The following is a 26,710-nucleotide window of genomic DNA, read 5'->3' as shown; positions in this document are numbered from 1 at the left end:
GGCGGCCGAGGTCCGCTCAGCTCACGGCGTAGGTGACTGGACGACCAGAAGCGGGCAGGTGGCGTGGTGGATCAGCGCCTGGCTCGTCGACCCCGTCAGCATGCCGGAGAAGCCACCGAGACCTCGGCTCCCGACCACGAGCAGCTGGGCGTCGGCGGAGTGGTCGAGCAGGCAGCGCACCGGGTGGTCCCGCGCGACGACGCGCCGAACCGTGACGTCCGGGTACTTCTCCTGCCAGCCGGCGAGCCGTTCCGCCAGGAGTTCGCGTTCGTTCGCTTCGAGGGCGTCGAAGTCGTCGAGCAGCTGCTGGCCGAGGGTGTGCGCGGTGCCCGCGGAGACCGACAGCCAGCTGTGCACGGCGACCAGGTCCGCTCCTCGCGACGACGCCTCGTCGAAGGCCGCCGCGATCGCGGGCTCGTTCGCCGGGGAGCCGTCCATGCCGAGCACCACCGGGCCGTTCTCACGGCCGCCGCCGCGGACCACCACGATCGGGCACCGGCCTCGTGCGACCATCGCCACCACCGTGGAGCCGGTCAGCATGCCGCTGAACCCGCCCAGCCCCCGGGAGCCGAGCGCGACCAGGTGCGCGTCGGCCGAGGCCTCGAGCAGTTCGGTCACCGGGCTGCCCGTCGCCAGGTCGGCGTGGATCTCCAGGTCGGGATGGGCCGACCGGATGACGGCCTCGGCGTCGGCGAGCCACTTGCGGCCCTGCGTTTCCAGTACCTCGGAGAATCCGTCCGGTGGGCGGACACCGGCGCCGTAGGACAGCGCGGGCATCGACACGGCGTGCACGACCCGCACCGGCAGATGCCGGCGCGCGGCCTCGTCTCCCGCCCAGCGCGCGGCTTGCAGCGCCGAAGCCGATCCGTCCACGCCGACGATGATCTGCTGCCTGGTTGTGTTGTCGGCCATGAGAGGAACTCCTCGAGTGTCGCGAACTGGTGGAACCCGAGCCTGTTCCTCCGGGAAAGCTGAGCACTAGAGGATTCCACCGCGTCTCCCGGTGACTTTCTTCCCTGCTTTCCGGCGCGCGACCGGCCGGGCTGTGCACCAAAGTCACCGAGATCCGGGGATTTCGGCACCAGTGCCCGGCCCGGCCGACGGCCCATGCTCCGGTCACAACCGAAAAGGAGCCCACGATGTCCGTCCAGGACCGCGGCCCGTCCCTGACCACCCCCTTCATCCCCAGCCAGACAGCGCGGACAGCCGAGCGGCCCCAGCCGGGCTCCGCCGCCCGCGGCTCGGCACTGGCCGTCCTGCGCATCGTGATGGGCCTGACGTTCCTCTGGGCCTTCCTCGACAAGCTGTTCGGGCTGGGCTACTCCACGAGCTCGGCGCAGGCCTGGATCAGCGGCGGCTCCCCGACCAAGGGATTCCTCGGCCACGTCCAGGTCGGCCCGATGCAGTCGATGCTGCGCGGCTGGGCCGGCGCCGGCTGGGCCGACTGGCTGTTCATGCTGGCCCTGCTCGGCCTCGGCATCGCCGTCCTGCTCGGCGTGGCCCTGCGCCCGGCCGCCGTCGCGGGCACCGTCCTGCTCGCGCTCATGTGGATCGCCGAATGGCCGCTCGCCCAGTCCACCTCGGCCGGGACGGCCACGTCGTCGACCAACCCGCTGATCGACTACCACCTCGTGTACCTCGTCGTGCTCATCGTCTTGGCCGCCTTCGCCGCGGGTGACACCTGGGGCCTCGGCCGCCGCTGGGCAAGGCTCGACCTCGTCCGCCGCACCCCCTGGCTCCGCTGAGCACGACCCGTTTCATCCACAAAGGACACCGCGACACCATAGGAGAACACCGTGCAAGCCATGACAACGGTCGGCGACGTGATGACCCGCGAGGTGATCACCGTCGCGCCGGAACTGCCGTTCAAGGACCTCGTCCAGGTGATCGTCACCCACGGCGTCAGCGCCGTGCCGGTGGTGACCCCGGACGGCGCCGTGATCGGCGTGGTGACCGAGGCGGACCTGCTCTGCCGTCAAGCACACGAAGACGACGTACCCGGTGCCGGCTGCCCGCACTTCGCCGGTCATCTGACCAAAGAGGACTGGCGCAAGGCCGCCGGTCAGACCGCGGCGACACTGATGTCCACGGCATCCGACATCACCTCGCCCGCCGCCACCTTGCCGGCGGTCGCCCGGCTGCTCACGCAGAGCGGCGTCCGCCGGTTGTTCGTGCTGCAGGACGAAAAGCTGGTCGGCGTCATCGCTCGGCGCGACGTGCTCCGAAGCTTCCTGCGCACCGACGACGACCTGCGGTCCGACGTCGACCGCACCGTGTTCGACGAAGCCCTGCACGCCGACCGGAACAACGTGCGCGCGAGCGTCGAGCACGGCGTGGTCCTGCTGACCGGCCGGCTCGAGTACGAGGCCGACGTGGCGACCGCGGAACGCATGACCCGCGCGGTCGCCGGCGTCGTGGACGTCCGCAACCGGATGGACTTCGTCTGGACCGGCCACCGCGCGCACAGCACCGCGACCTGAACACTCTCGAAAGGGGACATGTCATGCGGTTGGGTGTCGCGGGTGCGCTGGTCGGTGGCGAGTACCGGAAGGGCGACGTCGAGGTGGACCGGGAAACCGGGCGGGTGAGCGCGATCGGGGTCGCGGCCACCGGAACCGGGCTGGCTGTGCCCGGCCTGATCGACATGCAGGTCAACGGGTTCGCCGGCGTCGACTTCCTCACCGCGGACGTCGACGCCTACCGCCACGCCGGTGCCGCACTCGCCCGCACCGGTGTGGTGGCCTACCAGCCCACCTTGATCACGAGTGAACCGGACCAGACCGTCGCCGCGATCGCGACGGCGGACCTGGCCCGGTCGTGTCCGGGCGGCGCACGGATCCTGGGCGTCCACCTGGAGGGGCCGTTCCTCTCACCCGAGCGCGCCGGAACCCACCCCGTGGAACTACTGCGAAAGCCGGATATCGAGTTGACCACCCGGCTCCTGGCTTCCGGACCGGTCACTCAGGTGACGCTCGCGCCGGAGCTGCCCGGGGCGCTGGAGCTGGTCGTGTTCCTGGTGCGAAGCGGCGTCCGCGTCTCCTGCGGGCACAGCGACGCGACGGCCGCCGAGGCGGACGCCGCGTTCGACCGCGGCGCCCGGCTGGTCACCCACCTCTTCGACGCGATGCGGCCGTTCACCCACCGCGACCCGGGAATCGTGGGCGCGGCACTGACCCGCGACGACGTCGCGGTCGGGGTGATCGCCGATTCCAGTCACCTCTCGCCCGAGGCGATCCGGCTCGCCTTCCGGGCGGCACGTGGCCGGGTCGTCCTCGTCACCGACGACCTGGCCGCCGGTGGGCGCCCGGACGGGACCTACCGGATGGGCTCGGTCGAGTTCACGGTGACCGGCGGTGTCGCCCGCCGCGGCGACGGCACCCTGGCGGGCACGACGATCACCCTCATCGAAGCCGTCCGCACCGCCTGCGCCGCCGGGATTGGCTGGGAAACCGCCGTCAACGCGGCGACCCTGACCCCCGCCGGGCTCGTGCCCGACCGCGGCATCGGTCTCCTACGCCCCGGCGACCGAGCCGACGTGCTCGTCCTCGACGACTCGCTGGGCGTCCGCGATGTCCTCCACGAGGCCGAATCCCTCGGCCACTGACACGCACGCTCGACGACGACCACGGGCGAGGGGAAACGATGCCGGCAACCTGGAACCGGGAACACCCGAGGCGTACCGGCCCCGCACGGACCAGCGGAGCACTCATCGCGATCAAGGTCGTCCACACCCTCGTCTGGCTGTCCGTCGAGTCGTGCGTGGCCTACCTGCTGTACGCGGGATTCGCGAAGCGCAGCGACCGGCGCGCCGCGATCGCCGGAGCCGTGGTCGTCACCGAATGCACGGTCTTCGTCGCCAACGGGCTGCGCTGCCCCCTGACCGACGTCGCCGAGTCGCTGGGCGACGACCACGGCTCGGTCACCGACATCTACCTACCGCCCTGGCTCGCCAGGAACCTGCCGGCCATCCACGTCCCCCTGGTGATCCTGACGATCGTGCTGCACCTCAGGAACCTGGCACGCCGTGGTCGTCACGCACAGGCATGATGGCGCCATGCCGCACCGTGTCCTGCTCGCCGACGACGACCGCGCCATCCGGGAGTCCCTCGTGCGCGCCCTCGACCTCGAGGGCTACCACGTCACCGAGGTGACGGACGGCGTCTCCGCGCTGGCCACAGCCCGGAAAGACGACTTCGACGTGCTGATCCTCGACGTCATGATGCCCGGCGTCGACGGCCTCGGCGTCTGCCGCGTCCTACGCGCCGAAGGCGACCAGACACCGATCCTCATGCTCACCGCCCGCGTCGAAACCGCCGACCGGGTCGCCGGGCTCGACGCCGGCGCCGACGACTACCTGCCCAAGCCCTTCGAACTCGACGAACTCCTCGCCCGCCTGCGCGCCCTTCTGCGCCGCACCTCCGCCGACGCGGGGGCCGCACCCCTGCGGACGCTGCGCCTCGGCGAACTCGCCGTCGACCCGGCCGCACGGCGCGTCTGGTGGCGCAGTACCGAGATCACCCTGTCCAAGACCGAGTTCGACCTGCTGGAACTGCTGGTGCGCAACGCCGGGATCGTCCTCGACCGCACCACGATCTACCAGCGGATCTGGGGCTACGAATTCGGCTCCGAGTCCAAGAACCTCGCCGTCTACATCGGCTACCTGCGCCGCAAACTCGAGCTGGCCGGCGCGACCGAACTGATCCACACCGTGCGCGGTGTCGGTTACTCGGTGCGCCCGGCATGAACCTGCGCAGCAAGCTCGCGATCGCCTTCGCCGGGGTCGGGGCCGCGGCGGCCATCCTGGTCGGCGTCTTCAGCTACCAGGCCGCCTCGCAGCGCATCAGCGCCGAACTCGACCGCTCCCTGCTGACGACGTCGGCCGAGGTGGCGGCCGGGGCGACGCAGGTCCTCGCGCCCAGCCCGGTCACCCGCGGTCCCGATGACGACGACCACGACGAAGCCCAGCCGATGGTGGCTCAGGCGATCGCCCCGGACGGCGCCGTCCGGCCCGTCGGCGGCCGTCCCGTCCGGCTCGACGTCGACGACGAAGACCGGGCGCTGGCCGCGACCGGCACCTTCGGCGACCGCCGCTACCAGGACTTCACCGTCCCGCCGGACGACTACCGGGTCATCACCGTGGCCCTCGGCGGCGGCCGCGGGGCGCTCCAGCTCGGTATCGACGTCGACGAGTCCCGGCACGTGCTCAGCGAGCTGGCCACCCGCATCACCGGCGTCAGCGCCCTCGTCCTCGTCGCGGCGGCGCTCGCCGGCTGGCTGCTCGCCCGGCAGATCACCCGCCGGCTGGTCCGGCTGACCCAGGCCACCGAGCAGGTCAGCGACGGCCGCCTCGCCGACGTCGCGGTCCCGAGCGGCGGCCGCGACGAGGTCGGCCGGCTCGCGACGTCGTTCGACCGGATGCTCGGCCGCCTCGCCGACGCCCGCGCCGACCAGGAACGCCTCGTCCAGGACGCCGCGCACGAGCTACGCACGCCGCTGACCAGCCTGCGCACCAACGCCAGCGTCCTGCGCCGCTTCGCCGAGCTCGCCCCCGGCGACCGGGCCCGGCTGCTCGACGACGTCGACGGCGAAGCCCGTGAACTGACCCACCTGATCGACGAGCTGGTCGAACTGGCGACCCGGCGGTACGAGACGGAAGAGCCCGCTCCGCTCGCGCTGGGCGAGGTCGTCGAGCGCGCCGCCGACCGCGTCCGACGACGGACCGGCCGCGCCATCACCGTCGAGGTCGACGCCACCGCGCTCACCGGCCAGGCGAAAGCCCTCGAACGCGCGGTGTCGAACCTGCTGGAAAACGCCGTGAAGTTCGCCCCCGAAGGAGTGATCGACGTCGTGGTGCGCGACGGCCGGGTGCAGGTGCTCGACCGCGGTCCCGGCATCGGCGACGACGACGCGGCGCGGGTGTTCGACCGGTTCCACCGGGCCGACGGTGCCCGCGGCCTGCCCGGTTCCGGTCTCGGGCTGGCCATCGTCCGGGAGATCGCGCTGGCCCACGGCGGCAGCGTGTTCGCCGAGCCGCGGCCCGGAGGCGGGGCCGCGGTCGGGTTCACTGTCGGAGCCGATCTTCTCTTACCGGATTCTCACCCTCGTCACGTCGGCGACTAACCGCGGGCCGGAAGGGTGGTCCACAAGGATCACCACTCCCAGGAGCCCCGATGACCACCCTCGCACCACCCGGCAGCACGCTCCGGCGTCCGGTCCGCGCGTGGTGGCGGGACGCCGCGGGCCTGGCCACCTGGCTGAGCGTCCTGTTCGTGATCGCGCTGTGGGTGTCCGGCCGCGGGCTGCAGGACCTCGGCTCGGACTTCTTCACCTCGGCCGGCCGCCTGACCGGCCTGGTGTCGGCGGATCTCCTGCTGCTGCAACTGCTGCTGATGGCGCGGATCCCCTGGGTGGAACGCAGCTACGGCCAGGACGAGCTGGCCCGCCGCCACCGGCTGACCGGGTTCACCTCGATCACGCTGCTGGCCGCGCACATCGTGCTGAACAGCCTCGGCTACGCCGCCACCGACCGCTCCGGCCTCCTCGGCGAGGTCTGGACGCTCGTGACCACCTACGCGGGCATGCTCCTGGCCACCGCGGGGACACTCGCCCTCGTCATGGTCGCGGTGACGTCGATGCGCGCCGCCCGGCGGCGGCTGCGGTACGAGTCCTGGCACCTGCTGCACCTCTACGCCTACCTCGGCGCCGGGCTCGCGCTGCCGCACCAGCTGTGGACCGGCGCCGACTTCACCGCCTCCCCGGTGGCCACGGCGTTCTGGTGGACCGCCTACGCGGCCGCCGCGGGCGCGGTGCTGGTGTTCCGGCTCGGGCTGCCGATCTGGCTCAACGCCCGCCACCACCTCGTCGTCGACCAGGTCGTGCGCGAAGCGCCCGGCGTCGTCTCGGTCTACCTGCACGGCCGCCGCCTCGACCGGCTTCCCGTGGCAGCAGGGCAGTTCTTCGTCTGGCGGTTCCGGTCCGGCCCGGGCTGGACGCGCGGCAAGCCGTTCTCCCTCTCGGCCGTCCCGGACACCCACGGCAACCGGCTCCGGATCACGGCCAAGGACCTCGGACCGGGCAGCCGCCGGCTGGCCCGGCTGCGTCCCGGCACCCGCGCCCTGTTCGAAGGCCCCTACGGCCGGCTCACAGGGACCGTCCGCAAAGGACCCAAGCTGGCGATGTTCGCCTCCGGCATCGGGATCACACCGCTGCGCGCGCTGCTCGCCGAACTGCCCTACCTTCCCGGGGAAGCCGTGCTGTTCCACCGGGCCGGGCGGCACGCCGACCTGTTGTTCCGGCGCGAACTGGACGAGCTCGCCGCGCGCCGCGGCCTCCGGATCCACTACCTGCTCGGCCGCCGCTCCCGCGACCGCGCGTCGTGGCTCCCGGCGGACTACGCCCCCGTCCCCGACGAGCAGGTGCTGCGCCACCTCGTCCCCGACATCGCCGAGCACGACGTCTACGTCTGCGGCCCGGACGCCTGGACCGAAGCCGTGCTCGACACCGCACGCCGCGCTGGCGTCCCCGCCGACCGCGTCCACTCCGAAAGATTCGGCTGGTAGGAAAGGACTTCCGATGCGCAGGATCGCCATCACCTTCGCCGCGACCGTCTCGGTCGTGGTGCTGCTGTTCAGCTACCGCACCAGCACCGATTCGACCCCGGTCGCCGTCGGCCGTCCCCTCGGCACCGGGACCCAGCCGACCCGCACCACGAGCCCGGCCACACCGGCGCAGACCGGTGGCGGGGGCACGTTCACGGGGAGCGCCGCCGACACCCGCTACGGGCCGGTCCAGGTGCAGATCACCGTGGCGGGCGGCAAGATCACCGACGCCCAGGCCGTCCAGTACCCCCAGGAAAGCGGCCGCGACGTCCGGATCAACTCCGCCGCCGTGCCCGAGCTGAACCAGGAGACGCTGCAGGCCCAGAGCGCGCAGATCGACACCGTCAGCGGCGCCACCTACACCTCCGAGGGCTACCAGCAGTCCCTGCAGTCCGCGATCGACGCGGCCCACGGGTGAGCACCGCGCCCCGGCAACGCCGGTCCTGGACCCGGGCCGTCATGGGCACCCAGGTCAGCCTCCACCTGCGCGGCCACCGCGTCGACACCGACCCCGCCGTCGAACCGGCCGTCGCCGCGGTGTTCGGGCACCTGCGCGCCGCCGACGAACTGTTCAGCACCTACCGGCCCGACAGCCAGGTCACCGCGATCCGCCGCGACGAACTCCCCCGCGACCAGTGGCACCCGTGGGTCACCGAAGTCGTTGCCCTGTGCGAAGAAGCCCGCGAACGCACCGATGGCTACTTCGACCCGTGGCGGCTGCCCGGCGGCTTCGACCCCTCCGGGCTCGTGAAAGGCTGGGCCGTCGAAAACGCCGCCACCCACCTCGCCCGGCTGCGCGGCTACGACCACTACCTCAACGCCGGCGGCGACATCACCGCCTCCACGCGCACCCAGCCGTGGCGGGTCGGCGTCGAAGACCCCACCGACCCGTCCGCCTTCCTCGCCATTCTCGACCTGCGCACCGGCGGCCTCGCGACCTCCGGCGCGGCCGCCCGCGGCGACCACATCGTCGACCCGCACACCGGCCGCCACACCAGCAACCTGCTGTCGGTGACGATCACCGGCCCGACGCTGCTGTGGGCCGACGTCTTCGCCACCGCGGCGTTCGCCCGCGGCGGCAACGTCACCCGGTGGGTCACCGCGCTCGCGCCCGGCTACGAAGTCGCGGCCCTCGCCCGCGCGCCCTGAGCCCGTCCCACCCGAGCTTCCGCCATCCGCACTCCACAAAGGACACCATGACCACCGTCAACGGCCTGCCCGCCCACGTTCTGCTCGTGCACGCCATCGTCGTCCTGCTCCCGCTGGCCGCACTGCTGCTGGTGCTCAGCGCGCTCTGGCCCGCCGCCCGCGCCAAACTCGCCGGCCCGAACGCGATCCTGGCCGTCCTGGTGGTGATCCTGGTCCCGATCACCACCGACGCCGGCGAATGGCTCGAACGCCGCGTCGCCTCGACCCCGGCCGTGCGCACCCACACCGAGCTCGGCGACACCGCCCTCTGGGTCGCGATCCCCGTCGCGATCCTGGCCCTGCTGGTGTGGTGGCGCCGCCGCGAAAGCCTCGCGTCGCAGGCGGCCGACACGGACTCGAGCGCGGTCGCGACGCGCCGTCGCACGTTCCTCGCCCCGGCGTCGACCGCGGTGACCGTGGTGCTTTCCGTGCTGGCGGTCGTGGCCGCGGGAGCGGCGTTCTACGACATCTACCGCATCGGCGACTCCGGTGCGCAGGCCAGCTGGCAGAACCAGTTCAGCGCCACACCCACCCCCCGCGGCGCAGGTCACTGAGCCATCGCCGGCGGCGCGGTCAGGAGCAACAGCCTTCCGGCCGCGCCGCCTCGTCGACCCGGCCGGTATCGGCATCAGGAGTGCAGCAGGTGGCCGGCGTGGCGAGCGCCGCACTGTCCGTGCCGAAGGTCCGCGAGTCGGCCTTCACCGTGTAGACCTCCCAGGGTTCCTGGCCGGGGCCGTGCACCCAGACCTTGTCCTGGACCGCGTAGCAGCAGGTGGTGTTGTCCTCGGTCAGCGTCTCCAGCCCATCTCCGGTCAGGCGCTTGGCGGCTTCGCCGACCTGGTCCGTGGTCTCGACCTCGACGCCGAGGTGGTCCATGACCGTCGCCTGGCCGGGCTCGCCCTCCAGGAGCACGAGCTTGAGCGCGGGCTCGGCGATGGCGAAATTGGCGTAGCCGGGCCGGAGCTTGGCGGGCTCGGTGCCGAACAGCTTCGAGTAGAAATCGATCGAGCCTTCGAGGTCCCCGACCCGCAGCGCGAGCTGTACTCGTGACATCCCAGTCTCCTTGGATAGACGTTCATCAAAACAGCGACGGGACTTAGATTGCTCTCTAGATAGACGTGTGTCAACATAGACGCATGCCGAAACAGCTGCCGATCGTCGCGATGGACGCCTGCTGCTCGCCGCTGGCCCGCGAGCCGCTGACGGAGCCGCAGGCCGTGGAGCTGTCGAAGCTGTTCAAGGCGATGGCCGACCCGGTGCGCCTGCGTCTCCTGTCGCTCATCGCCTCCCACGCCGGCGGCGAGGCGTGCGTGTGCGACCTGACCGACGCGTTCGACCTGACCGGCCCGACGATCTCCCACCACCTGAAGGTGCTGCGCGAGTCCGGCCTGATCACCGGCGAACGCCGCGGCACGTGGGTCTACTACCGCGTCCACCCCGAGGTGCTGGCCCGGCTGGCGGCCGTCCTGGTCCCCGGCGACGCGATCGTCCCCGCATGACGACGCCCGGTCGACTGTCCACACTGGACCGGTTCCTGCCCGCCTGGATCGCCGCCGCGATGGCCGCCGGGCTGCTCGCCGGCCGCTGGGTGCCCGGCCTGAACACGGCGCTGTCCGCGGTACAGGTCGACGGGATCTCCCTGCCGATCGCCCTCGGGCTGCTGGTGATGATGTACCCCGTGCTGGCCAAGGTCCGCTACGACCGGCTCGGCACCGTCACCCGCGATCGCCGGCTGCTGTGGCCGTCGCTGGCGCTGAACTGGGTTGTCGGTCCCGCGCTGATGTTCGCCCTCGCCTGGCTGCTGCTGCCGGACCTGCCCGAATACCGGACCGGGCTGATCATCGTCGGCCTCGCCCGCTGCATCGCCATGGTGATCATCTGGAACGACCTCGCCCGCGGCGACCGTGAAGCCGCCGCCGTGCTGGTCGCGCTGAACTCGGTGTTCCAGGTGCTCGCGTTCGGCCTGCTCGGCTGGTTCTACCTCTCGGTCCTGCCGGGCTGGCTGGGATTGCCGCAAGCCGACCTCGCGGTGTCCGGGTGGCAGATCGCCAAGAGCGTCCTGATCTTCCTCGGCGTCCCCCTGGTCGCCGGCTACCTGACCCGTCGTCTCGGCGAGCGCGCCAAGGGGCGCGCCTGGTACGAGACGAAGTTCCTGCCGAAAATCGGCCCCATCGCGCTCTACGGCCTGCTGTTCACCATCGTGATTCTCTTTTCCCTGCAAGGGGAACAGATCACCGCGAGGCCGCTCGACGTCGTCCGGATCGCGGTGCCGCTGCTCGTCTACTTCGGACTGATGTGGGCCGGCTCCTACGCGTTCGGCAACGCCGTGGGCCTGTCCTACGAACGCACCACGACACTGGCGTTCACCGCGGCGGGCAACAACTTCGAACTCGCCATCGCGGTCGCGATCGCGACGTTCGGGGCCACGAGCGGACAGGCGCTGGCCGGGGTCGTCGGGCCGCTGATCGAAGTCCCCGTACTCGTCGCCCTCGTCCACGTATCCCTGACTCTGCGCCGCCGGCGCCTGGAGGTCGCCGCGTGAACACCCCGGAAGTCCTGTTCGTCTGCGTCCACAACGCCGGCCGCTCCCGGATGGCCGCCGCGCTGCTGCACCACCACGCCGCAGGCCGGGTCACCGTCCACTCTGCCGGCTCCACCCCCGCGAACGAGGTCAACCCGGCCGTCGTCGCGGTCATGGCCGAACTCGGCATCGACGTCTCCCGCGAACTCCCCCAGCGCCTGACGACCGACGCGGTCGAAGCCGCCGACGTCGTGATCACCATGGGTTGCGGCGACGCCTGCCCGGTCTTCCCCGGCAAGCGCTACCTCGACTGGCAGCTCGACGACCCCGCCGGCCTCCCGGTCGAGCGGGTCCGCCCGATCCGCGACGAGATCGACCGCCGCGTCCGGACCCTGCTCGTCGAGTTGGCCCCTCCTTCCGCCTGAGCCTTTCATCGTCTATCGTCGATAGACGATGAAAGGGGTCACCGTGCTGGATCGCGCCACTGCCGAGACCTACGCCGGATGGTTCCGGGCCCTCGCTGATCCCACCCGGGTGCAGATCCTCAACCTGATCGCGGCCGCCTGCGAGCCGGTGAGCGTCGGCGAGATCGTCGAGCAGGTGAGCGTCGGCCAGTCCACTGTCTCGGCGCACCTGAAGATCCTCACCGACACCCGGTTCGTCCTCGTCGAACCCCGCGGCACCGCCCGGCACTACCGGGTCAACCAGGCGTGCGTGTCGTGCTTTCCCAGCGCGGCCGACGTCGTCATGGGCCGTGACGCCGTCGCGTTCACCTCCGATGAGGCCGCCCGATGAACCCGGACCGCGACGCCGTCCGCGACCGGTACACCGCCGCGGCCCGGCGCGCGCTGGCCGGCGAAGGCACCGGCCTGCTGACCGGCCCCGACGACACCGACCGCCTCGGCGCCGTCCACTACCCCGGCGAAGACGTCCCGGCGGACGTGACCGCGACCAGCCTCGGCTGCGGCAACCCGCTCGCCGTCGCCGACCTCCACCCCGGCGAGACCGTGCTCGACCTCGGCTCCGGCGGCGGTTTGGACGTGCTGCTCTCCGCCCGCCGGGTCGGACCCACCGGCCGGGTGATCGGCCTGGACATGACCGACGAGATGCTCACCCTGGCGCGTCGGCACGCGGCGGAGGCCGGTGTGACCAACGCCGAGTTCGCCAAGGGCACGATCGAGCGGATCCCGCTGCCGGACGCCTCGGTCGACGTCGTCATTTCCAACTGCGTCATCGCCCTCTCCCCCGACAAACCCGCTGTCTTCGCCGAAATCGCCCGCGTCCTGCGCCCCGGCGGCCGCGTCGGCGTCACCGACATCGTCGCCGGCGACACGCTCACCGACACCGAACGCGCGGCCCGCACCGGCGCGGTCGAATGTGTCGGCGGCGCGCTCACCGCAGGCAGGTACCGGGCGCTGCTGCGCGAAGCCGGACTCTTCGGCATCGACGTCCGGCTCACGCACGAAGTCGGCGACCGGCTGCACTCGGCGATCATCCGCGCGGCGAAACCGGTCCACGTCGCCCCGATGACGCCGGAGCACGCGGAACAGGTCCTGGCGATCTACCAGTCCGGTTTGGACACCGGAGACGCCGGCTTCGAAACCACCGCACCCGGCTGGGCGACCTGGGACGCCGCCCACCTCTCCGCGCACCGCCTGGTGGCTCTGGACCCCGCCGGGCGCGTCCTCGGCTGGACCGCCGTCAGCACGGTTTTCTCGCGGTGCGTTTACGCCGGTGTCGTCGAGCACAGCGTCTACGTCCACCCCGGCCATCGCGGCCGGCGCGTCGGCGACGCCCTGCTGGCCGCGCTCCTCACCTCGACCGAGGCCGCGGGGATCTGGACCGTCCAGAGCGGGATCTTCCCGGAGAACACCGCCAGCCGCGCCCTCCACCAGCGGGCCGGCTTCCGCGAAATCGGCACCCGCGAACAGATCGGTGAGCACCACGGCCGCTGGCGCGACGTCATCATGATCGAACGCCGAAGCCCGGTGGTGGGCCGCACCGCGCCGGACGGGAGCACCGGGCGCGGCGAGGCGTAGTCGGTCTGCCGCTCCGGCCAGGTCCGTCCGCGTACTTTCACGGCTGACCCAGGACCTCTTCCACGGCCCGGCGTGGCCCGGCCGGATCCGGTTCGCTGCTGTACCCGACGCGCATGAGGACCTGCGGGAACCCGCTCAACGTCAGGTCCCGGCGCAGAGCGGACCGGATCTCGGCCAAGTGCAGCGGCTGCGTGAGCACGGCGGCCACCAGCCCCAGGTCGACCGCGGTCAGCCAGGCGCGTTCCATCGCATACCCGGCCCGGACGTGGTCGGAGCGGGTGTCGCCGGCGGTGACGAAGACCAGCAAGGACTCCGCGGCCAAGCGCGCCTCGATCTCCGCGGTGTCGGGCAGCTCGGTGGCGCGGCGGATCAGCCCGGCCCAGGGCACCGATCCCGCCGGCACCCGGCTCGCGGGAAGGCCGACCCCGTGCCGGTGGGCTTGTTCGTCGCGGATCGTCCACAGCGACAGTTCCCGCTGATAGGCACCGTCGGCTTTGAAGTGCTCCGCGGCGACGTGCAGCAGGCGGGCCACCACGGCGATCTCCCGGCCGGGCCGGACCAGGCGGGCCTCGACACCCGGCGCCGCGCTCGTCTCGCCGATCAGCCGCAGCGCGACCGCCGGGACCGGGGCGTCCTCGAAGGGTGCGCGGTGACTGGCACGGCGGGCGATCGCGGAGAACCGGTGCAGGTCCGCCACGGTGGGCGCCGCCGCGGTCCCGGCGGCAAGGCGGGCCACGACCTCGGGCCGCGCCGGGTCGGGCAAGAGTTCGACGTCCGCCACCCGGCCGAGCGTCCGGATCGCGAGTTCGAGGTTGGCCACGGCGGCACCGCACGACGCGGCCCGATCGCGGCCGCGCGGGTCGTGGTGCGGAAGGCGCAGCTCGGTGCGTTCACGCACGACGAGTTCGTCCGGTCCGATGTCCAGCAGCCACGGCTGGAGGTTGTGCACCGACGGTGCCCGCGTCATCGACTGCACGAGCACCTCGATCTCGGTCTTCATCCAGTCCCCGGCCATCGCCGCTCCCTCCACAATGGATGATCCGATCAGTCGGTTCGCCGCGAGAACGGCCAGCCGCAGCAAGTCCTTGCCGGAGCGAGTCGCGTCGCCGACGCTACGGTTCCGCCGCCGGCCCGGATATCGGCGTTCGGCCACTTGCCGAGGGACTTTCGTCACCTGGCCGCCGCGCCGGAGCCGGCACCGGTCCGCGTCGTCGGGACTTCCGGCGCCCGATCGGGGACCTAACACCCTTCACGCGTGTCGCAGGCCGGTCGACGCTGAAGAACATGGCCGTTCCGTTGCCCTCCTGGGCCGATGTGCACGAAACCCACATCGGTGTGGTCTTCCTCGTCGGAGACCTCGCCTACAAGCTCAAGAAGCCCGTCGACCTGGGCTTCCTCGACTTCTCCGCCCGCGAGACCCGTGAACGGGTGTGCCACCGCGAGGTCGAGCTCAACCGGCGGCTCGCGCCGGACGTCTACCTCGGCGTCTCCGACGTCACCGGGCCGGACGGCTCGGTGTGCGACCACCTCATCGTCATGCGCCGCATGCCCGAGGACCGCCGCCTCTCCACCCTGGTCCGCCAGGACGCGCCCTTGGCCGCGCCGATCCGGCAGCTCGCCCGGCAGCTCGCCGCGTTCCACGCGCAGGCCGACCGCGGACCCGAAATCGATGCGGACGAGACTCGTGACGCGGTCCGGGCCCGCTGGCGCGACAGCTTCGAGCAGGTCCGGCCCTTCCACGGCACCGTGCTCGACGCGGCCACGGCGATCGAGATCGAGGCACTGGCCGAGGAGTTCCTCGCCGGCCGCGAGGCACTGTTCGACCGCCGGATCGCCGGAGGCCACGTCGTCGACGGCCACGGCGATCTGCTCGCCGACGACATCTTCTGCCTCGACGACGGCCCGCGCGTGCTCGACTGCCTGGAGTTCGACGATCACCTCCGCCACGTCGACGTCCTCGACGACGTCGCCTTCCTCGCGATGGACTTCGAACGGCTCGGCGCCCCGCACCTGGCCGCGCAGTTCGTCGCCGACTACCGCGAGTTCGCCGGTGACCCCGCTCCCCCGGCGCTGCTGCACCACTACCTCGCCTACCGCGCCTTCGTCCGGGTCAAGGTCGCGTGCCTGCGCTCCGCACAGGGCGACTCCGAGACCGCCGAACTCGCCCGCGAGTACGCCGACATCGCGCTGCGAAACCTGCGGCTCGGCCGCGCCCGGCTGCTCCTCGTCGGCGGTGCGCCCGGCACCGGCAAGTCCACGGTCGCCGGCGGGCTGGCCGACCGGCTCGGCGCCACTCTCCTGCAGTCCGATCGGCTGCGGAAGCAGCTGGCCGGGCTGACGCCCGTGCAGCTTCCAGCCGAGGGCTACCGGCAAGGCCTGTACGACAGCGCCCACACGGACTCGACCTACGCCGAACTCACCCGTCGCGCCGGGAAACTGCTGGCGCTCGGCGAAACCGTCGTCTTGGACGCGTCCTGGTCCGCCGACCGTCACCGCCGGTTCGCCGCCGACGCCGCCGAAGCGGCGAGCAGCCCGATGCCGGCCGTGCGCTGTGAGATCCCGGAAGCCGTGGCGAAGGAACGCATCGCGGCACGCCCGCCCGGCCCGTCCGACGCCACGCCGGAGATCACCCACCGGATGACCGAAGACGCCGACCCGTGGCCCGAAGCGCACCCGCTGGACACCAGCGGGACCCCGCAGGAGTCGATCACGCGAGCGGTGGCGTGGCTGGTGCCCGAACACCGAAAGTCCCCAGTCCGGAAGCATTCCGGCCCTGATGGCGAGAGCGCCGGCGACGCGAGGGTCGAGTCGTCGGAAGAACTCCACACCGATCGCGAAGCAGGCTGATGATGGACCGAGGACTCTGGGACGACTTCACCGTCAAGACCGCGGTGGCCATGGCGATCCGCGCCCCGTCCGTGCACAACTCCCAGCCCTGGTCCTGGCGGATCGGCAGCAGCACGCTGCACCTGTACGCCGACCAGGACCGGCAGCTGATCGAGACCGACCCGGACGGCCGGGACCTGATGCTCAGCTGCGGCGCCGCCCTGCACCACCTCCGGGTGGGCCTGGCCGCGCTCGGCTGGGCCGCCGAAGTACGCCGGTTCCCCAACCCCGACGAACCCGACCACCTCGCGGCCGTCACCCTGCACCGGCACGAGCCGTCACCGGACGAGGTCGCGATGGCCGCGGCGATCCCGCGGCGGCGCACCGACCGCCGGCGCCTCAGCTCGTGGGCGGTGCCCGGCGGGCACGTCGAGGCGATGGCCCGGGCCGCCGCTTCGGAGGGCACCGTGCTCCAGGTGGCCGAGAACTCGGCCCGCTACCACCTGGCGGCCGCGATCGACGAAGCGTCCCAACGCCACGCCGAAGACCCCGCTTACCGCACCGAACTCGCGGCCTGGAGCGGGCGACACTTCGCACTCGACGGCGTTCCGTCCCGCAACACCCCGGTACCGGACGACACCCCGGGCGCGCTTCGGGCCAGGCCGTTCGCCGCCCCGATGTTGACCCAGCCGGCCGACGCCAAGGCCGAGGACGACGCGACCGTGCTGCTGGTGCTGAGCACCGCCTCCGACGACCGGATGTCGCGGCTGCGCGCGGGCGAGGCGACCAGCGCGGTCCTGCTGACCGCCACCGCTCTCGGCCTGTCCACCTGCCCGCTCACCGAGCCGCTGGAGATCGCCGAAGTCCGCGAGTCCGTCACCGAGAACGTGACCGGTGGCTCGTACCCGCAGATGGTGCTGCGCGCCGGCTGGGGCCCGGCCAACGCCGACCCGCTCCTCGCGACCCCGCGGCGAGAGCTCGCCGATGTCCTGCAGCCGCTGGAAGCGCCGCCGAGGGACCACTTCCACTACCAGAGCCACTAGAAGGGACCGCACCATGCCGTACTGGAACCAGATGGGAACCATGGGCTGGGCCGGCGGACTCGGCATGCTGGTGCTGATGCTGTTCCTGTTGACCGCGTTGATCGTCGTCGCGCTCGTCCTCCGGCGCCGGTGGCAGCCGGCCACCCCGGACCGGACCGCCCGGCAGATCCTCGACGAGCGTTTCGCGCGCGGAGAGATCGACCACGAGGACTACGAACGCCGCCGTGACGCCCTGACCGGGGCCTGATCCGACGAGAGGACGTCATGGACCGGCTCAGCCCGCTCGACGCCGCATTCCTCGAAATCGAGGACGAAGATCCCAGCTCGTCGCTGGCCATCGCATCGGTGGCCGTCGTCGAGGGACCGGTGCCTGCACTGGACGACTTCATCGCCGCGGTCCTGGCCCGGCTGGACGGGATCCCGCGCTACCACCAGAAGGTCCGCACGGTCCCCTTCGACCTCGGGCCACCGGCCTGGGTCGACGACCCGGCGTTCGACCCCGCCGCGCACTTCGGCCGCATCGCGGTTCCGCCCCCGCACGACGAGGCGGCCCTCTGCGACCTGGTCGCGCTGCTCATGGGTGAACGACTCGAACGCGACCGGCCGCTGTGGGAGTTCTGGGTCATCGAGGGGCTGCCCGACGGCCGCTGGGCGATCCTGTCCAAGGTGCACCACGCGCTGGCCGACGGGCTGGCGGCGGCCGGACTGCAGAGCCTCCTGTTCGGGGATCCACCGTCCGGACCGCCGGCCCGGTTTGAAAAAGCGGTCGACCCCGGCGCCGCGAAGCTCCTGCTCGACGCGGTCGGCACGGTACTGCGGAACCCGTGGCACCAGGCGCGCGTGCTCGCGAAGAGCCTGTTGCACCCGAACCGGTCGGCGCACCGCGTGAGTGACGCCGCCCGCGGCCTCGCCGCGCTGAGCACGGCCCTCCTGCCCGTCTCCCCGACGCCGCTGACCGGGCCGCTCGGCCACGACCGCCGGTACTCGATCGCCTCGGTCGCGCTGGCCGACGTCAAGACCGCGGCCCGCAAGTTCGACGTCACCATGAACGACGTCCTGCTCGCCGCGGTCACCGGCGGCTTCCGGGAACTGCTGCTGCACCGCGGCGAGAACCCGGCAGCGGACAGTGTGCGCACCCTCGTGCCGGTCTCCGTGCGCACTGGGTCCACAGTGGACAACGAGGTCTCGCTGCTGTTGCCCCTGCTGCCCGTCGACGTGCCCGACCCGGTGCAACGGCTGGTCCGCGTGCACGAGCGGCTGGACGCCCTCAAGGCGGACAAGGAGGCCGACGCCGGCGCGATGCTCACCGCGACGGCCGCGCACGAACCGTTCGCGCCGATCGCCTGGGCGATCCGCGCCGCGGCACATCTGCCGCAGCGCAACGTCGTCACCGTGACGACGAACGTGCCCGGGCCGGCGGAGCCGCTTTCGGTGCTGGGACGCGAGATCGTCGCGATGTATCCCTACGTCCCGATCGCCCTGCGGGTCCGGACCGGCGTGGCGATGCTCAGCTACGCCGGACGGATGTCGTTCGGGATCACCGCCGACGCGGACACCGTCCCGGAGACCGATCTCCTGGCCAAGGCCATCGAACGGGAAGTCCTGATCCTGCGCGACGCGGCGTGCTGAACCCGCTCACCCGACTGCCGCGAACTCCGCGGCGAGCCCCGCCACCAGCTCGCCCGGGTCCGGGATCACCGAGCGGTCGGTGCCGAACCCGAACCGCACCTGCCCGGCGTAGCTGAACACGCAGATCGTGATCGCCTGATGCCCGCTGCACGGCGCCCAGCCGACGATGCCTTCGACGGGCGCGCCGGCCAGCGTCATCGGCGCCCGCGGGCCGGGCACGTTGGTGAGCACCCCGACCGCCTTCCCGGCGAAGTAGCGGCTCAACGCCAGGCCCAGCGGCGCCGGGCTCCGCGCGATGACGTACTGCATACCGAAGGTCAGCACCGGCTCGTAGGAGTCGCGGATCCGGGCGATGCGACGGTGCACCGCGGCCAGGCGTTCGGCGAAGCTCCGGCGCCCGAGCGGCAGCTGCGCCAGCACGAGCGAGAAGTGGTTGCCCAGCGTCGCGGGCAGCTCGTCGTCGAAGGAGGACAGGCTGACCGGGATCAGCCAGCCGAGGTCGCTCGGACCGGGACGGGCGGCGGCGTGCGCGGCGAAGTACCGGTCGAGAGCGCCGGCGACGAGCGCGGTGCAGACGTCGTTGACGGTCGTGCCGGTGTCGTGGCCGATCCGGGCCAGGTCGGCGAGCGGGACGGGGTCGCCCCACGCGGCGGTCTTCTCGACGCCGACTTCGCCGTCCCACAGCCCGGTCGCGCTCGAGCGTCCCATCAGCTCGCCCACGCCGGTGGCACTGTGCCAGACGGTCGTGGCGGCACCGGCGACGGTGTCGACGACGTGTCGCGGGCCGGCGCTCAGGGCCGAGGACACGAACCCGGCGACTGCGCCGGTCACGCCCACCGCCGCGGTCGCGCCGAGCACGGGAAGGGCGACGGCCGTCTCGAGCAGCGGATGCACGCGGGCCGCCTGCCGCTGGGCCTTCGCCCCGGCACCGCCGAGCGCACGCAACGCCTCCGCGGCGAGCCGGACCACCGGCTGGGCGACGGCGTCGCGATGCGGACCGGCGCCACCGACCTTCGCGGGCGGCGACGTCTCTTCGCCGTCGGCGGGGTCGAGGAGGCTGAACAGCACCTGGGTCAGCCGGATCCCGTCGGCCAACGAGTGGTGGGTCCGGACGACGAGCGCGCTGCCGCCGTCGTAGCCCTGCAGCAGGTCGATCATCCACAGTGGACGATTCGGGTCGAGCGGCTCACCGCGTCGCGCGGCGACGAATTCCTCGAGCACCGCCCGGGTCCCGGGAGCCGGGAGATCCAGCACCACCAGGTGCTGGGCGAGGTCGAAGCCGCGATCGGTCTCCCAGCTGAAATCACTGCCGTGGCGCACGGCTTTCTGGAGGTACACCGGGTACCGCGCGAGCAGCCGGTCGGACACCACCGACCGCAGCCGCGCGGGATCGACCGGGGTGCGGGTCCACAGCACCGACGTCACGACCATCAGGTTCTCCGGCCGGTCCAGGTGCAGCCACAGGCCGTCCTGGGCCGGCATCCGCCGGTGCGGCCCCGCAAGATTCCGCGCTGCCATGTCCACGCTCCTCGTCCCCGCTGGTCTCCACTCTGCGAGGGACGCGGACCCCGCCCAAGGGCCGTAAGTCACCGGTCGCCGACGTTCGGCCCCTGCCCTGGGGAACTCGGGCCCTACGGCGGCCCGGATCCGGCGCGATGGAGGGCCCTCCGGCGAGGGGTTGGGGACCAAGGACTCTGTCCTGCGCCGCGTCCCCGTCGCATCGTCGGAATCCCGCGATCGGACCGGAGACACCATGCGAACCCGCGACATCATGACCACCCGCACCATCGCCGTCACGCCCTCGGCGACCCTCGAAGACGCCGCCGAGGTGATGGCGGCGCACGGGTTCACCACGCTGCCCGTGGTCGCCACGGACGGCCGGCTGCTCGGTCTGCTGTCCGAAACCGACATCGTGCAGGCGCCGCGTGGTCCGGCGGACCCGGACTCCGGCGTGATGATCGACCGGCAGGTGCGCACCGCCGGCGCGGCGATGCGCGCACCGGGCGTCGAGGCGAATCCCGACACCGAGGTGACCGCGCTCGCCGAGCAGATGACCGACGCGGGCGTGCGGGCGCTGCCGGTGCTGCTGGACGGCCGGGTCGTGGGCATGGTGACCTTCCAGGACGTGCTGCGCACTCTCGGCGCGAGCTGACGCTCAGCCGGCCGGCACGTCCGGTCGGGCGCGGTGGGTCAGCACGTCGGCGACCGCGCGCCGGGCCGTCAGCCGGGTGGGGTAGCCGTAGCCGATGCGCAGCAGCGTGTGCGGCTGGCCCCGCCCGGTGAAGAGACGGTCCAGGGACTCCCGGGTCCGCGGCGTCTCGAACGGCTGCGACAGGAACGACGCCGCGAGGCCCTCGGCCGTCGCGGTGAGCAGCACCCGCTGCATCGCCATCCCGGCCCGGACTTCCGCGTGCGGACCCCGGTCCCGGGTGAGCACCGCCGCGAGGAGCGGTTGCTGCTCGTACTCGCGGGCCGGCAAAGCCGCGTTTTCGTGCGAGGCGCGCAACGTGACCACGCCGTGGTGGTCCGGAGGCGGACCGTCCGCCGTCTTGGGCACCCCGTCCGGGCTCTCCGGCGGGCGGTGGGTCCAGAAGGCCGTCTCCGTCCGGAAAGCCCGGTCGTCTTCCTGCAGTGACTCGGCTTGCCGGACCAGCGACGCCACCGCCGTGTACCGGCCCGACGCGTCGAGGTATTCGACCTGGCCGCCCTCCGCCAAAGCCGCGGACTTCAACGCGGTACGCACTCCTGGCGGCACTTCCTTGTCCAGGAACGGACGCCGGTTGGTGTGCCGCCGGAAGACGGCTTCGGCGAGCCGTCGCTCGGCCTGGGCGGCCTTCTGGTTGCCGTCGAGGCGGAGCACCGCCACCAGGTCCGGCTCGGCCGGGTCGGGCAGCGTCCGCACCACCACCGCGAGGCCGTTCGCCCGCAGGCTGATGACGAGGTTGAACGCGGCCGCACCGCAGGCCAGCCGGGCTTCGCGCCGGTGCGGGTCCGCGACGGCCAGCACGCGCTCCCGGTCCAGCCAGACCTCGATCACATCCCCTTCCACGACGAACCGCCAGGGCTGGGTGTTGTGCGGGGACGGCGCGCGCACGGCCGCGGCGAGGGCCTGGTCGAACACGGTCGGAAGTGGTCGGCTCATCGGTGGCTCCGGGCTCGGGGGTGACGATCCCCCTCAGCATCACCGCGTGGCCCGGCCGCGACGACGGTCGCGTGTCACGAGCCGAGGTGACCAAAGGCCCCACGATCAGAGCAGCACGCGCTCCCCGTCGGCGGGCACGACCGCGCACCAGCCCGCTTCGGCGTGCAGCGCCTTCGCCAGTGCACGAGCGGGTTCGGTCTCTCCCTCGACGACGAACGCCGTCTCGGGCGGTGCGGCGGCCGTCGCCCACGCCCGGAGCGCCGCGTCGTCGGCGTACTCGCGGAAGTCCGCCAACGGGGTGATCTCGGCGCGCACGGGTACGTAGCGGCCGCGGATCTTCACCTGCCGCGGTTGTTTCGCCAGGTGCGCCGCCCGCGTCCCGGGGACGACCGGGCCGGCGACGACGACGGCGTTGCGCGCGTCCGGCAGCAGCCGGGCGAGGTGGTCCAGCACCCGCCCGGGCCCGGCCGTCTCCGGCCCGGCGAGGACGATCGACGGGCCGGCGTCCCACCAGGCCGTATCCCCCGGCCGGCGGTGTTCCACGAGGTCCTCGGGCAGCCGCGGCTCGCCGTCCCACCGGTACCCGTCGATGGCGGACAGCCCGGCCGGGCTGTCGACGTGCACCGGCAATACCGGGATCTCATTGGCGTCCATCAGATCGCGCAGCAGCGCCAGCACCACGGCGGCGCGGCCGGTGGCCGGCGCGGGGATCAGCACGCTGCCCCCGCGGTGGACCGCGCGGTGCACCGCGGCGGCCAGGCGGCCGGTTTCGTGGCCGGTGGCGTGGCCGGCCACCGGGAGGACGAGCGTCGACGCGTCGAGCCGTGGCTCCGGACCGGGCAGCAGCGGATGGTTCGCGCCGCCGAGCGGGGCGGTGACCAGCACCGACCGGTCGCCCGCCCGCAGTCGCGCCCACGAGGCGCCCGGCTGCCCACCGGCCCGGCCGAGCACCAGTCCGACATCCCGGAACCCGGTCTCCGCGCCGGGGACGACCGGACGCAACAGGGCGACCGCCCGGTCGACGTCCGCCGGCCGGAACGGTGGTGTCGCGAAGTACTCCGGCCAGTCACCGGCTTCTACTTCGGCGAACTGCTCGGCTGCCTCCGACAGGGTGATCGGAAGCAGTGCCGCAGTGCCGGGAGTCGCGAAGACCGGCCCGGTGAACCCCTCCGCGACCAGCTGCGGGAGGAACCCGCTGTGCGCCGGGTCGGCGCCGGTGAGCACGACGGCGTCCAGCGAGCGCAACGCGTCCGGGATCGGCGACCAGTTGCGCCGGGCGAGGTCCGCGGGCCCGGCGAACGCGCCACAGCCGACGAGGACCCGGGCGCCGGGCGTTTCGACGAGGTAGCGCGCGCCGGTCGACGTCCCGGCGCCGCCGAGGAACGTCAGCGCCGAGCAGACCCGGCGGCGCACGAGTGCGGGTCGGGGAGCCTCGGTCAGCGTGGTGATCCGGGATCCGTTGCCAGAACTGGTCATGGTGCTCTCCTGGGTGTGGGGCTCAGGCCACGATGGCGCGGTAACGGAACCCGACCTTGGTCTCGATCGCGGTGGTCATCGGATTCCTCCCGCGTGTCCGCCGGGAAACAGCTCGCCGAGGGGCAGCCTCGGCGAGGGAGCCGAGGGGACGTCGGGGTAGCCGAACCGGAAGATCGCCTGCGGCACTCCCGGCAGGACCAGCTCCGACACCAGCCGGGCGCGAAATCCGGTCAGGTGCAGGGGCTGGGTGATCACCGATCCGACGAGGGATTTCGCCGTCGCGGTCAGCCAGACGCGCTGCAGCGCCATCCCGGCGGCCAGGTGTTCGGCTCTGGTGTCGCCATCGGTACAGACGACCAGCAGGTTCTCCGCGGCCAGCCGGTCGGCGAGCACGGCGTCGTCGGGCACCGGGGTGTCGGCACGCACCAGCCCGGCGACCGGCAGGGCTTCCGGGCTCAGCGCGTCCTCGGGGACGCCGTCCCCGGCCGCCGGCGGACTTGTGGTGCAGGCGGTCCACATCGCGAGCTCACGCTGGTAACCACGATCCTCGCGGAGCACCCGGGTCGCGAACCCGAGCAGCTGGGCGAACCTGTCCAGGTGCTCGGGCACCACCAGATGCACGCCGGTCGTCTCCCCGGCCGCGACCAGCGCCGTGTGCACCGTCGCCGCTACCCGGCCGTGGGAGAACTCGTGCCGATGACTGCGGCGGCGGCCGATGGCCTGGTAGAGCGCGAAGTCCCGTTCGGAGACCGCACGCGGACGACCGATGGTCACCGTGGCCGCGACGTCTTCGTCGTCCCGGAACGCGACGTGGCAGTCCCGCCCGAGCACGCGCAACGCGAGTTCGAGGTTGGTGAGCGCGGCGCCGCACGACATCATCCGGTCCCGGCCGAACGGGTCCTGCCGGCGCAGCACAACACTGCGACGTTCCAGCAGGTCCACCTCGGTACCGCGGACGAGCAGCTGCCACGGCTGGCTGTTGTGCACCGAGGGCGCGCGGTTCACCGCGCGGGCGAGCATGCCGATCTGCTCGGAGTTCAGTGCTGCCGGTGCTGCGGTGGTCATCGCGGTCACTCCCGTGCGCGGGGTCGGGCGCCCCGCTCGAGTCATCGTGCGCCCTCGGCGGGTGCCGGCAACGGAGCACAAAGTCCTCTGCCACAGCGGAATTCGTCCGCCTGCCCCCCACCTGGCGGGGACCTCCTCCCCTACCCGCGTGCGGGCCGGGCGGCGCATGATCGCCGGAACAGGAAGAAGGCAGTCATGGTCTCGCCGCACCCCCACACCGGTCGCATCATCGTCGTCGGCATGGACGGCTCCGCTCGCGGGGACGCGGCCCTGCGCTGGGCGCTCGAGGTGGGCGCGCACGCCGGGGACACCGTCCGCGCGATCCTCGTCCGATCCCGGGACACATTCCTGCCGGGCACGTCATTCGCGATCCAGCCGCACGGCCGCGTCCCGGAGCGGGAGTACTCCCTGGAAGACCACGTCGCCGGCCTGGAGGTGGGCCGGGAGATCGAGACCCGCACCGTACGCGGAGACCCGGCGACCGAGCTGGTCATCGCCTCGGTCGACGCGGACCTGCTGGTTCTCGGCAGCCACCACAGCGGCGCGATGGCGGACCTGGTGCTGGGCGGCGTCGGGAGCGAATGCGTGCGCTTCTCCCGCTGCCCGGTTGTCGTCGTCACCCCCGAGGCCGCGCACCACCTCACTGCCGCCTGATTCGCTGGTCGAGGTGCCTGGGGACCGGTGACCGTCCAGAAAGTGACCAAGGACCCTCACGGTGGGCGCCCCGAGGATCGGATGCTGCGTGGGTCAGTAAGACCCCGGCGAGCAGGAGATCCGGATGAGCACCCTCGACCTGGCGCGGTGGCAGTTCGGGATCACCACCGTCTACCACTTCATCTTCGTTCCGCTGACCATCGGGCTGTCCTTCCTGGTCGCCGGGATGCAGACCGCGTGGGTGCGCACCGGCAACGACAAGTACCGCCGGATGACGAAGTTCTGGGGAAAACTGTTCCTCATCAACTTCGCCATGGGCGTGGCGACCGGGATCGTGCAGGAGTTCCAGTTCGGCATGAACTGGTCGGACTACAGCACGTTCGTCGGCGACATCTTCGGTGCGCCACTGGCCATCGAAGGCCTGCTGGCGTTCTTCCTCGAGTCGACGTTCCTCGGCCTGTGGATCTTCGGCTGGGACAAGCTCTCGAAGCGACTCCACCTGGCCACGATCTGGATCGCCGCGATCGGCACGCTGCTCTCGGCGTACTTCATCCTCGCCGCCAACTCCTGGATGCAGCACCCGGTCGGCTCCACGGTCAACCCCGCCACCGGCCGCGCGGAGCTGAAGGATTTCGGCGCCGTGCTCACCAACTCGACCGCCGTCGGCGCGTTCGCCCACACCATCACGGCGTGCTTCCTCACCGGCGGCATGTTCGTGGTCGGGATCAGCGCGTGGCAGCTTCGGAAGAACCGCAACGCCGACGTGTTCCGGCCGTCGATGAAGCTCGCGCTGGTCACCGTCATGATCGCCAGCCTCGGTGTCATCGTCACGGGTGACCTGCAGGCCCGGCTGATGACCGAGCAGCAGCCGATGAAGATGGCCGCCGCCGAAGCGCTCTACGACACCGTCGCACCGGCGTCGTTCTCCCTGCTCACGATCGGTTCGCTGGACGGCTCGCAGGAGAAATTCTCCATCCGCGTCCCCGGAGTGCTGTCGTTCATGGCCACCGGCACCTTCGACGGCCGGGTCGAAGGCATCAACGATCTGCAGGCCGCCGAACAGCAGGCCTACGGCCCCGGCGAGTACCGGCCCGACGTCCCCGTCACCTACTGGACGTTCCGCCTGATGATCGGCTTCGGCTTCCTCTGCTTACTGCTGTCGCTGGCCGGGCTGTGGCTGTTCCGCCGCGGCCGCACTCCGCGCGGCCGCTGGTTCTTCCCCGCCGCCACCGCGGCGATCGCCCTGCCGTTCCTGGCCAACAGCGTCGGCTGGATCTTCACCGAGATGGGGCGCCAGCCGTGGTCGGTGTTCGGCGTGCTGAAGACCGCCGACTCGGTGTCGCCCACGGTGCCCGCGGGCAGCGTCCTGACGTCGCTGATCGTGTTCACCCTGCTCTACGGCGTGCTCGCGGTCGTCGACGGCGTTCTGATGGTCCGCTACGCCAAGGCCGGTCCCCCGCCGCCGGAGGCGCCCGAAGACACCGCCGATTCCGACGAGCCGCGGCCCGCGGCCTTCGCCTACTAAGCGC

29 protein-coding genes are annotated in these 26,710 nt (G+C 72.1%); 22 read left to right on the top strand and 7 right to left on the bottom strand.

The annotated features are described in order from the left end of the window. Positions 1-21: 21 nt before the first annotated feature. Positions 22-912, bottom strand: coding sequence for a universal stress protein (locus ACLJQZ_RS28405; protein WP_410622929.1), 891 nt, complete (start codon positions 910-912; stop codon positions 22-24). A gap of 227 nt (positions 913-1,139) precedes the next feature. Here ACLJQZ_RS28405 and ACLJQZ_RS28400 point away from each other — a divergent pair, with 227 nt between their 5' ends. From ACLJQZ_RS28400 to ACLJQZ_RS28355, 10 genes are read left to right on the top strand one after another with little or no spacing between them, the layout of a single operon-like run. Next, positions 1,140-1,745, top strand: a complete 606-nt coding sequence (locus ACLJQZ_RS28400) for a DoxX family membrane protein (RefSeq protein WP_410622928.1) — start codon at positions 1,140-1,142, stop codon at positions 1,743-1,745. A 60-nt stretch (positions 1,746-1,805) separates the two neighbouring features. After that, positions 1,806-2,480, top strand: coding sequence for a CBS domain-containing protein (locus tag ACLJQZ_RS28395; RefSeq protein WP_410622927.1), 675 nt, complete (start codon positions 1,806-1,808; stop codon positions 2,478-2,480). A 23-nt stretch (positions 2,481-2,503) separates the two neighbouring features. Beyond that, a complete protein-coding gene (nagA, locus tag ACLJQZ_RS28390; protein ID WP_410622926.1) occupies positions 2,504-3,604 on the top strand; it encodes an N-acetylglucosamine-6-phosphate deacetylase in 1,101 nt (366 codons plus the stop codon). A 38-nt stretch (positions 3,605-3,642) separates the two neighbouring features. Continuing rightward, a complete protein-coding gene (locus ACLJQZ_RS28385) occupies positions 3,643-4,047 on the top strand; it encodes a hypothetical protein (RefSeq protein WP_410622925.1) in 405 nt (134 codons plus the stop codon). 7 nt (positions 4,048-4,054) lie between these two features. Then, positions 4,055-4,744, top strand: coding sequence for a response regulator transcription factor (locus ACLJQZ_RS28380; RefSeq protein ID WP_410622924.1), 690 nt, complete (start codon positions 4,055-4,057; stop codon positions 4,742-4,744). Beyond that, a complete protein-coding gene (locus tag ACLJQZ_RS28375) occupies positions 4,741-6,120 on the top strand; it encodes an ATP-binding protein (RefSeq protein WP_410622923.1) in 1,380 nt (459 codons plus the stop codon). Before ACLJQZ_RS28380 ends, ACLJQZ_RS28375 begins: the two co-directional genes overlap by 4 nt. Positions 6,121-6,170: 50 nt before the next feature. Next, positions 6,171-7,559 (top strand): ferric reductase-like transmembrane domain-containing protein, encoded by a 1,389-nt coding sequence (locus ACLJQZ_RS28370; protein WP_410622922.1) that lies wholly within the window; start codon positions 6,171-6,173, stop codon positions 7,557-7,559. A 13-nt stretch (positions 7,560-7,572) separates the two neighbouring features. Beyond that, positions 7,573-8,016 (top strand): FMN-binding protein, encoded by a 444-nt coding sequence (locus ACLJQZ_RS28365; RefSeq protein ID WP_410622921.1) that lies wholly within the window; start codon positions 7,573-7,575, stop codon positions 8,014-8,016. Further along, a complete protein-coding gene (locus ACLJQZ_RS28360) occupies positions 8,013-8,747 on the top strand; it encodes an FAD:protein FMN transferase (RefSeq protein WP_410622920.1) in 735 nt (244 codons plus the stop codon). Before ACLJQZ_RS28365 ends, ACLJQZ_RS28360 begins: the two co-directional genes overlap by 4 nt. Before the next feature lie 47 nt (positions 8,748-8,794). Then, positions 8,795-9,340 (top strand): hypothetical protein, encoded by a 546-nt coding sequence (locus ACLJQZ_RS28355; RefSeq protein ID WP_410622919.1) that lies wholly within the window; start codon positions 8,795-8,797, stop codon positions 9,338-9,340. Positions 9,341-9,359: 19 nt separating this feature from the next. On the opposite strand, the gene ACLJQZ_RS28350 is transcribed toward ACLJQZ_RS28355, so the two are convergent. After that, positions 9,360-9,839: an ArsI/CadI family heavy metal resistance metalloenzyme gene (locus tag ACLJQZ_RS28350; RefSeq protein ID WP_410622918.1), complete on the bottom strand. Its 480-nt coding sequence runs from the start codon at positions 9,837-9,839 to the stop codon at positions 9,360-9,362. Between the two features lie 83 nt (positions 9,840-9,922). Between ACLJQZ_RS28350 and ACLJQZ_RS28345 the strand changes: the two genes are divergently transcribed. From ACLJQZ_RS28345 to ACLJQZ_RS28325, 5 genes are read left to right on the top strand one after another with little or no spacing between them, the layout of a single operon-like run. Next, positions 9,923-10,285 carry a metalloregulator ArsR/SmtB family transcription factor gene (locus ACLJQZ_RS28345; protein WP_410622917.1) on the top strand — a complete coding sequence of 121 codons (363 nt, stop codon included), beginning with the start codon at positions 9,923-9,925 and terminating at the stop codon, positions 10,283-10,285. Continuing rightward, positions 10,282-11,328: an ACR3 family arsenite efflux transporter gene (arsB, locus tag ACLJQZ_RS28340; protein ID WP_410622916.1), complete on the top strand. Its 1,047-nt coding sequence runs from the start codon at positions 10,282-10,284 to the stop codon at positions 11,326-11,328. The genes ACLJQZ_RS28345 and arsB overlap by 4 nt, the downstream gene beginning before the upstream one ends. Further along, entirely contained in the window at positions 11,325-11,732 is a 408-nt protein-coding gene (locus tag ACLJQZ_RS28335; protein WP_410622915.1) for an arsenate reductase ArsC, read from the top strand. The genes arsB and ACLJQZ_RS28335 overlap by 4 nt, the downstream gene beginning before the upstream one ends. Before the next feature lie 28 nt (positions 11,733-11,760). Further along, the gene (locus ACLJQZ_RS28330) at positions 11,761-12,102 is read left to right on the top strand and encodes an ArsR/SmtB family transcription factor (RefSeq protein ID WP_410622914.1); all 342 of its coding nucleotides are present in this window, start codon (positions 11,761-11,763) and stop codon (positions 12,100-12,102) included. Then, entirely contained in the window at positions 12,099-13,346 is a 1,248-nt protein-coding gene (locus tag ACLJQZ_RS28325) for a GNAT family N-acetyltransferase (protein WP_410622913.1), read from the top strand. The genes ACLJQZ_RS28330 and ACLJQZ_RS28325 overlap by 4 nt, the downstream gene beginning before the upstream one ends. A gap of 37 nt (positions 13,347-13,383) precedes the next feature. Here ACLJQZ_RS28325 and ACLJQZ_RS28320 read toward each other — a convergent pair whose 3' ends face one another. Continuing rightward, positions 13,384-14,361, bottom strand: coding sequence for an Acg family FMN-binding oxidoreductase (locus ACLJQZ_RS28320; protein ID WP_410622912.1), 978 nt, complete (start codon positions 14,359-14,361; stop codon positions 13,384-13,386). Between the two features lie 269 nt (positions 14,362-14,630). Between ACLJQZ_RS28320 and ACLJQZ_RS28315 the strand changes: the two genes are divergently transcribed. From ACLJQZ_RS28315 to ACLJQZ_RS28300, 4 genes are read left to right on the top strand one after another with little or no spacing between them, the layout of a single operon-like run. After that, complete coding sequence (locus tag ACLJQZ_RS28315) at positions 14,631-16,193, top strand: AAA family ATPase (protein WP_410622911.1); 1,563 nt, start codon at positions 14,631-14,633, stop codon at positions 16,191-16,193. Between the two features lie 2 nt (positions 16,194-16,195). Then, positions 16,196-17,215, top strand: coding sequence for an Acg family FMN-binding oxidoreductase (locus ACLJQZ_RS28310; RefSeq protein ID WP_410622910.1), 1,020 nt, complete (start codon positions 16,196-16,198; stop codon positions 17,213-17,215). A 13-nt stretch (positions 17,216-17,228) separates the two neighbouring features. After that, positions 17,229-17,462: an SHOCT domain-containing protein gene (locus ACLJQZ_RS28305; protein WP_410622909.1), complete on the top strand. Its 234-nt coding sequence runs from the start codon at positions 17,229-17,231 to the stop codon at positions 17,460-17,462. 17 nt (positions 17,463-17,479) lie between these two features. Next, the gene (locus tag ACLJQZ_RS28300) at positions 17,480-18,844 is read left to right on the top strand and encodes a wax ester/triacylglycerol synthase family O-acyltransferase (protein WP_410622908.1); all 1,365 of its coding nucleotides are present in this window, start codon (positions 17,480-17,482) and stop codon (positions 18,842-18,844) included. 6 nt (positions 18,845-18,850) lie between these two features. Here ACLJQZ_RS28300 and ACLJQZ_RS28295 read toward each other — a convergent pair whose 3' ends face one another. Continuing rightward, positions 18,851-20,362 carry a WS/DGAT domain-containing protein gene (locus ACLJQZ_RS28295; protein ID WP_410622907.1) on the bottom strand — a complete coding sequence of 504 codons (1,512 nt, stop codon included), beginning with the start codon at positions 20,360-20,362 and terminating at the stop codon, positions 18,851-18,853. Positions 20,363-20,597: 235 nt separating this feature from the next. Here ACLJQZ_RS28295 and ACLJQZ_RS28290 point away from each other — a divergent pair, with 235 nt between their 5' ends. Beyond that, a complete protein-coding gene (locus ACLJQZ_RS28290) occupies positions 20,598-20,996 on the top strand; it encodes an HPP family protein (RefSeq protein ID WP_410622906.1) in 399 nt (132 codons plus the stop codon). A gap of 3 nt (positions 20,997-20,999) precedes the next feature. Here the strand turns inward: ACLJQZ_RS28290 and ACLJQZ_RS28285 are convergent, their stop codons facing one another. The 3 genes from ACLJQZ_RS28285 to ACLJQZ_RS28275 form a co-directional block, all read right to left on the bottom strand. Next, positions 21,000-21,986, bottom strand: a complete 987-nt coding sequence (locus tag ACLJQZ_RS28285) for an Acg family FMN-binding oxidoreductase (protein WP_410622905.1) — start codon at positions 21,984-21,986, stop codon at positions 21,000-21,002. Between the two features lie 105 nt (positions 21,987-22,091). Beyond that, positions 22,092-23,462 (bottom strand): MBL fold metallo-hydrolase, encoded by a 1,371-nt coding sequence (locus ACLJQZ_RS28280; protein ID WP_410622904.1) that lies wholly within the window; start codon positions 23,460-23,462, stop codon positions 22,092-22,094. 75 nt (positions 23,463-23,537) lie between these two features. Then, complete coding sequence (locus ACLJQZ_RS28275; RefSeq protein ID WP_410622903.1) at positions 23,538-24,527, bottom strand: Acg family FMN-binding oxidoreductase; 990 nt, start codon at positions 24,525-24,527, stop codon at positions 23,538-23,540. Positions 24,528-24,722: 195 nt separating this feature from the next. Here ACLJQZ_RS28275 and ACLJQZ_RS28270 point away from each other — a divergent pair, with 195 nt between their 5' ends. Both ACLJQZ_RS28270 and ACLJQZ_RS28265 read left to right on the top strand, forming a co-directional pair. Then, a complete protein-coding gene (locus ACLJQZ_RS28270) occupies positions 24,723-25,181 on the top strand; it encodes a universal stress protein (RefSeq protein ID WP_410622902.1) in 459 nt (152 codons plus the stop codon). 124 nt (positions 25,182-25,305) lie between these two features. Further along, positions 25,306-26,706 (top strand): cytochrome ubiquinol oxidase subunit I, encoded by a 1,401-nt coding sequence (locus tag ACLJQZ_RS28265; RefSeq protein ID WP_410622901.1) that lies wholly within the window; start codon positions 25,306-25,308, stop codon positions 26,704-26,706. The last annotated feature ends 4 nt before the right edge of the window (positions 26,707-26,710 follow it).

Source organism: Amycolatopsis sp. cmx-8-4 (assembly GCF_046548675.1).
In the GTDB taxonomy this organism is placed as follows: domain Bacteria; phylum Actinomycetota; class Actinomycetes; order Mycobacteriales; family Pseudonocardiaceae; genus Amycolatopsis.
This window is presented reverse-complemented; position numbering and strand designations above follow the sequence as displayed.

What these genes read in the sequence shown, in the direction of transcription:
- arsB (WP_410622916.1), top strand. Translation starts at nt 10,282, where the DNA reads ATGACGACGCCCGGTCGACTGTCCACACTGGACCGGTTCCTGCCCGCC.
- ACLJQZ_RS28385 (WP_410622925.1), top strand. Translation starts at nt 3,643, where the DNA reads ATGCCGGCAACCTGGAACCGGGAACACCCGAGGCGTACCGGCCCCGCA.
- ACLJQZ_RS28330 (WP_410622914.1), top strand. Translation starts at nt 11,761, where the DNA reads ATGAAAGGGGTCACCGTGCTGGATCGCGCCACTGCCGAGACCTACGCC.
- ACLJQZ_RS28375 (WP_410622923.1), top strand. Translation starts at nt 4,741, where the DNA reads ATGAACCTGCGCAGCAAGCTCGCGATCGCCTTCGCCGGGGTCGGGGCC.
- ACLJQZ_RS28285 (WP_410622905.1), bottom strand. Translation starts at nt 21,986, where the DNA reads ATGAGCCGACCACTTCCGACCGTGTTCGACCAGGCCCTCGCCGCGGCC.
- nagA (WP_410622926.1), top strand. Translation starts at nt 2,504, where the DNA reads ATGCGGTTGGGTGTCGCGGGTGCGCTGGTCGGTGGCGAGTACCGGAAG.
- ACLJQZ_RS28400 (WP_410622928.1), top strand. Translation starts at nt 1,140, where the DNA reads ATGTCCGTCCAGGACCGCGGCCCGTCCCTGACCACCCCCTTCATCCCC.
- ACLJQZ_RS28365 (WP_410622921.1), top strand. Translation starts at nt 7,573, where the DNA reads ATGCGCAGGATCGCCATCACCTTCGCCGCGACCGTCTCGGTCGTGGTG.
- ACLJQZ_RS28320 (WP_410622912.1), bottom strand. Translation starts at nt 14,361, where the DNA reads ATGGCCGGGGACTGGATGAAGACCGAGATCGAGGTGCTCGTGCAGTCG.
- ACLJQZ_RS28370 (WP_410622922.1), top strand. Translation starts at nt 6,171, where the DNA reads ATGACCACCCTCGCACCACCCGGCAGCACGCTCCGGCGTCCGGTCCGC.
- ACLJQZ_RS28325 (WP_410622913.1), top strand. Translation starts at nt 12,099, where the DNA reads ATGAACCCGGACCGCGACGCCGTCCGCGACCGGTACACCGCCGCGGCC.
- ACLJQZ_RS28310 (WP_410622910.1), top strand. Translation starts at nt 16,196, where the DNA reads ATGGACCGAGGACTCTGGGACGACTTCACCGTCAAGACCGCGGTGGCC.
- ACLJQZ_RS28405 (WP_410622929.1), bottom strand. Translation starts at nt 912, where the DNA reads ATGGCCGACAACACAACCAGGCAGCAGATCATCGTCGGCGTGGACGGA.
- ACLJQZ_RS28290 (WP_410622906.1), top strand. Translation starts at nt 20,598, where the DNA reads ATGCGAACCCGCGACATCATGACCACCCGCACCATCGCCGTCACGCCC.
- ACLJQZ_RS28265 (WP_410622901.1), top strand. Translation starts at nt 25,306, where the DNA reads ATGAGCACCCTCGACCTGGCGCGGTGGCAGTTCGGGATCACCACCGTC.
- ACLJQZ_RS28380 (WP_410622924.1), top strand. Translation starts at nt 4,055, where the DNA reads ATGCCGCACCGTGTCCTGCTCGCCGACGACGACCGCGCCATCCGGGAG.
- ACLJQZ_RS28280 (WP_410622904.1), bottom strand. Translation starts at nt 23,462, where the DNA reads ATGACCAGTTCTGGCAACGGATCCCGGATCACCACGCTGACCGAGGCT.
- ACLJQZ_RS28300 (WP_410622908.1), top strand. Translation starts at nt 17,480, where the DNA reads ATGGACCGGCTCAGCCCGCTCGACGCCGCATTCCTCGAAATCGAGGAC.
- ACLJQZ_RS28295 (WP_410622907.1), bottom strand. Translation starts at nt 20,362, where the DNA reads ATGGCAGCGCGGAATCTTGCGGGGCCGCACCGGCGGATGCCGGCCCAG.
- ACLJQZ_RS28305 (WP_410622909.1), top strand. Translation starts at nt 17,229, where the DNA reads ATGCCGTACTGGAACCAGATGGGAACCATGGGCTGGGCCGGCGGACTC.
- ACLJQZ_RS28270 (WP_410622902.1), top strand. Translation starts at nt 24,723, where the DNA reads ATGGTCTCGCCGCACCCCCACACCGGTCGCATCATCGTCGTCGGCATG.
- ACLJQZ_RS28350 (WP_410622918.1), bottom strand. Translation starts at nt 9,839, where the DNA reads ATGTCACGAGTACAGCTCGCGCTGCGGGTCGGGGACCTCGAAGGCTCG.
- ACLJQZ_RS28355 (WP_410622919.1), top strand. Translation starts at nt 8,795, where the DNA reads ATGACCACCGTCAACGGCCTGCCCGCCCACGTTCTGCTCGTGCACGCC.
- ACLJQZ_RS28315 (WP_410622911.1), top strand. Translation starts at nt 14,631, where the DNA reads ATGGCCGTTCCGTTGCCCTCCTGGGCCGATGTGCACGAAACCCACATC.
- ACLJQZ_RS28275 (WP_410622903.1), bottom strand. Translation starts at nt 24,527, where the DNA reads ATGACCACCGCAGCACCGGCAGCACTGAACTCCGAGCAGATCGGCATG.
- ACLJQZ_RS28395 (WP_410622927.1), top strand. Translation starts at nt 1,806, where the DNA reads ATGACAACGGTCGGCGACGTGATGACCCGCGAGGTGATCACCGTCGCG.
- ACLJQZ_RS28345 (WP_410622917.1), top strand. Translation starts at nt 9,923, where the DNA reads ATGCCGAAACAGCTGCCGATCGTCGCGATGGACGCCTGCTGCTCGCCG.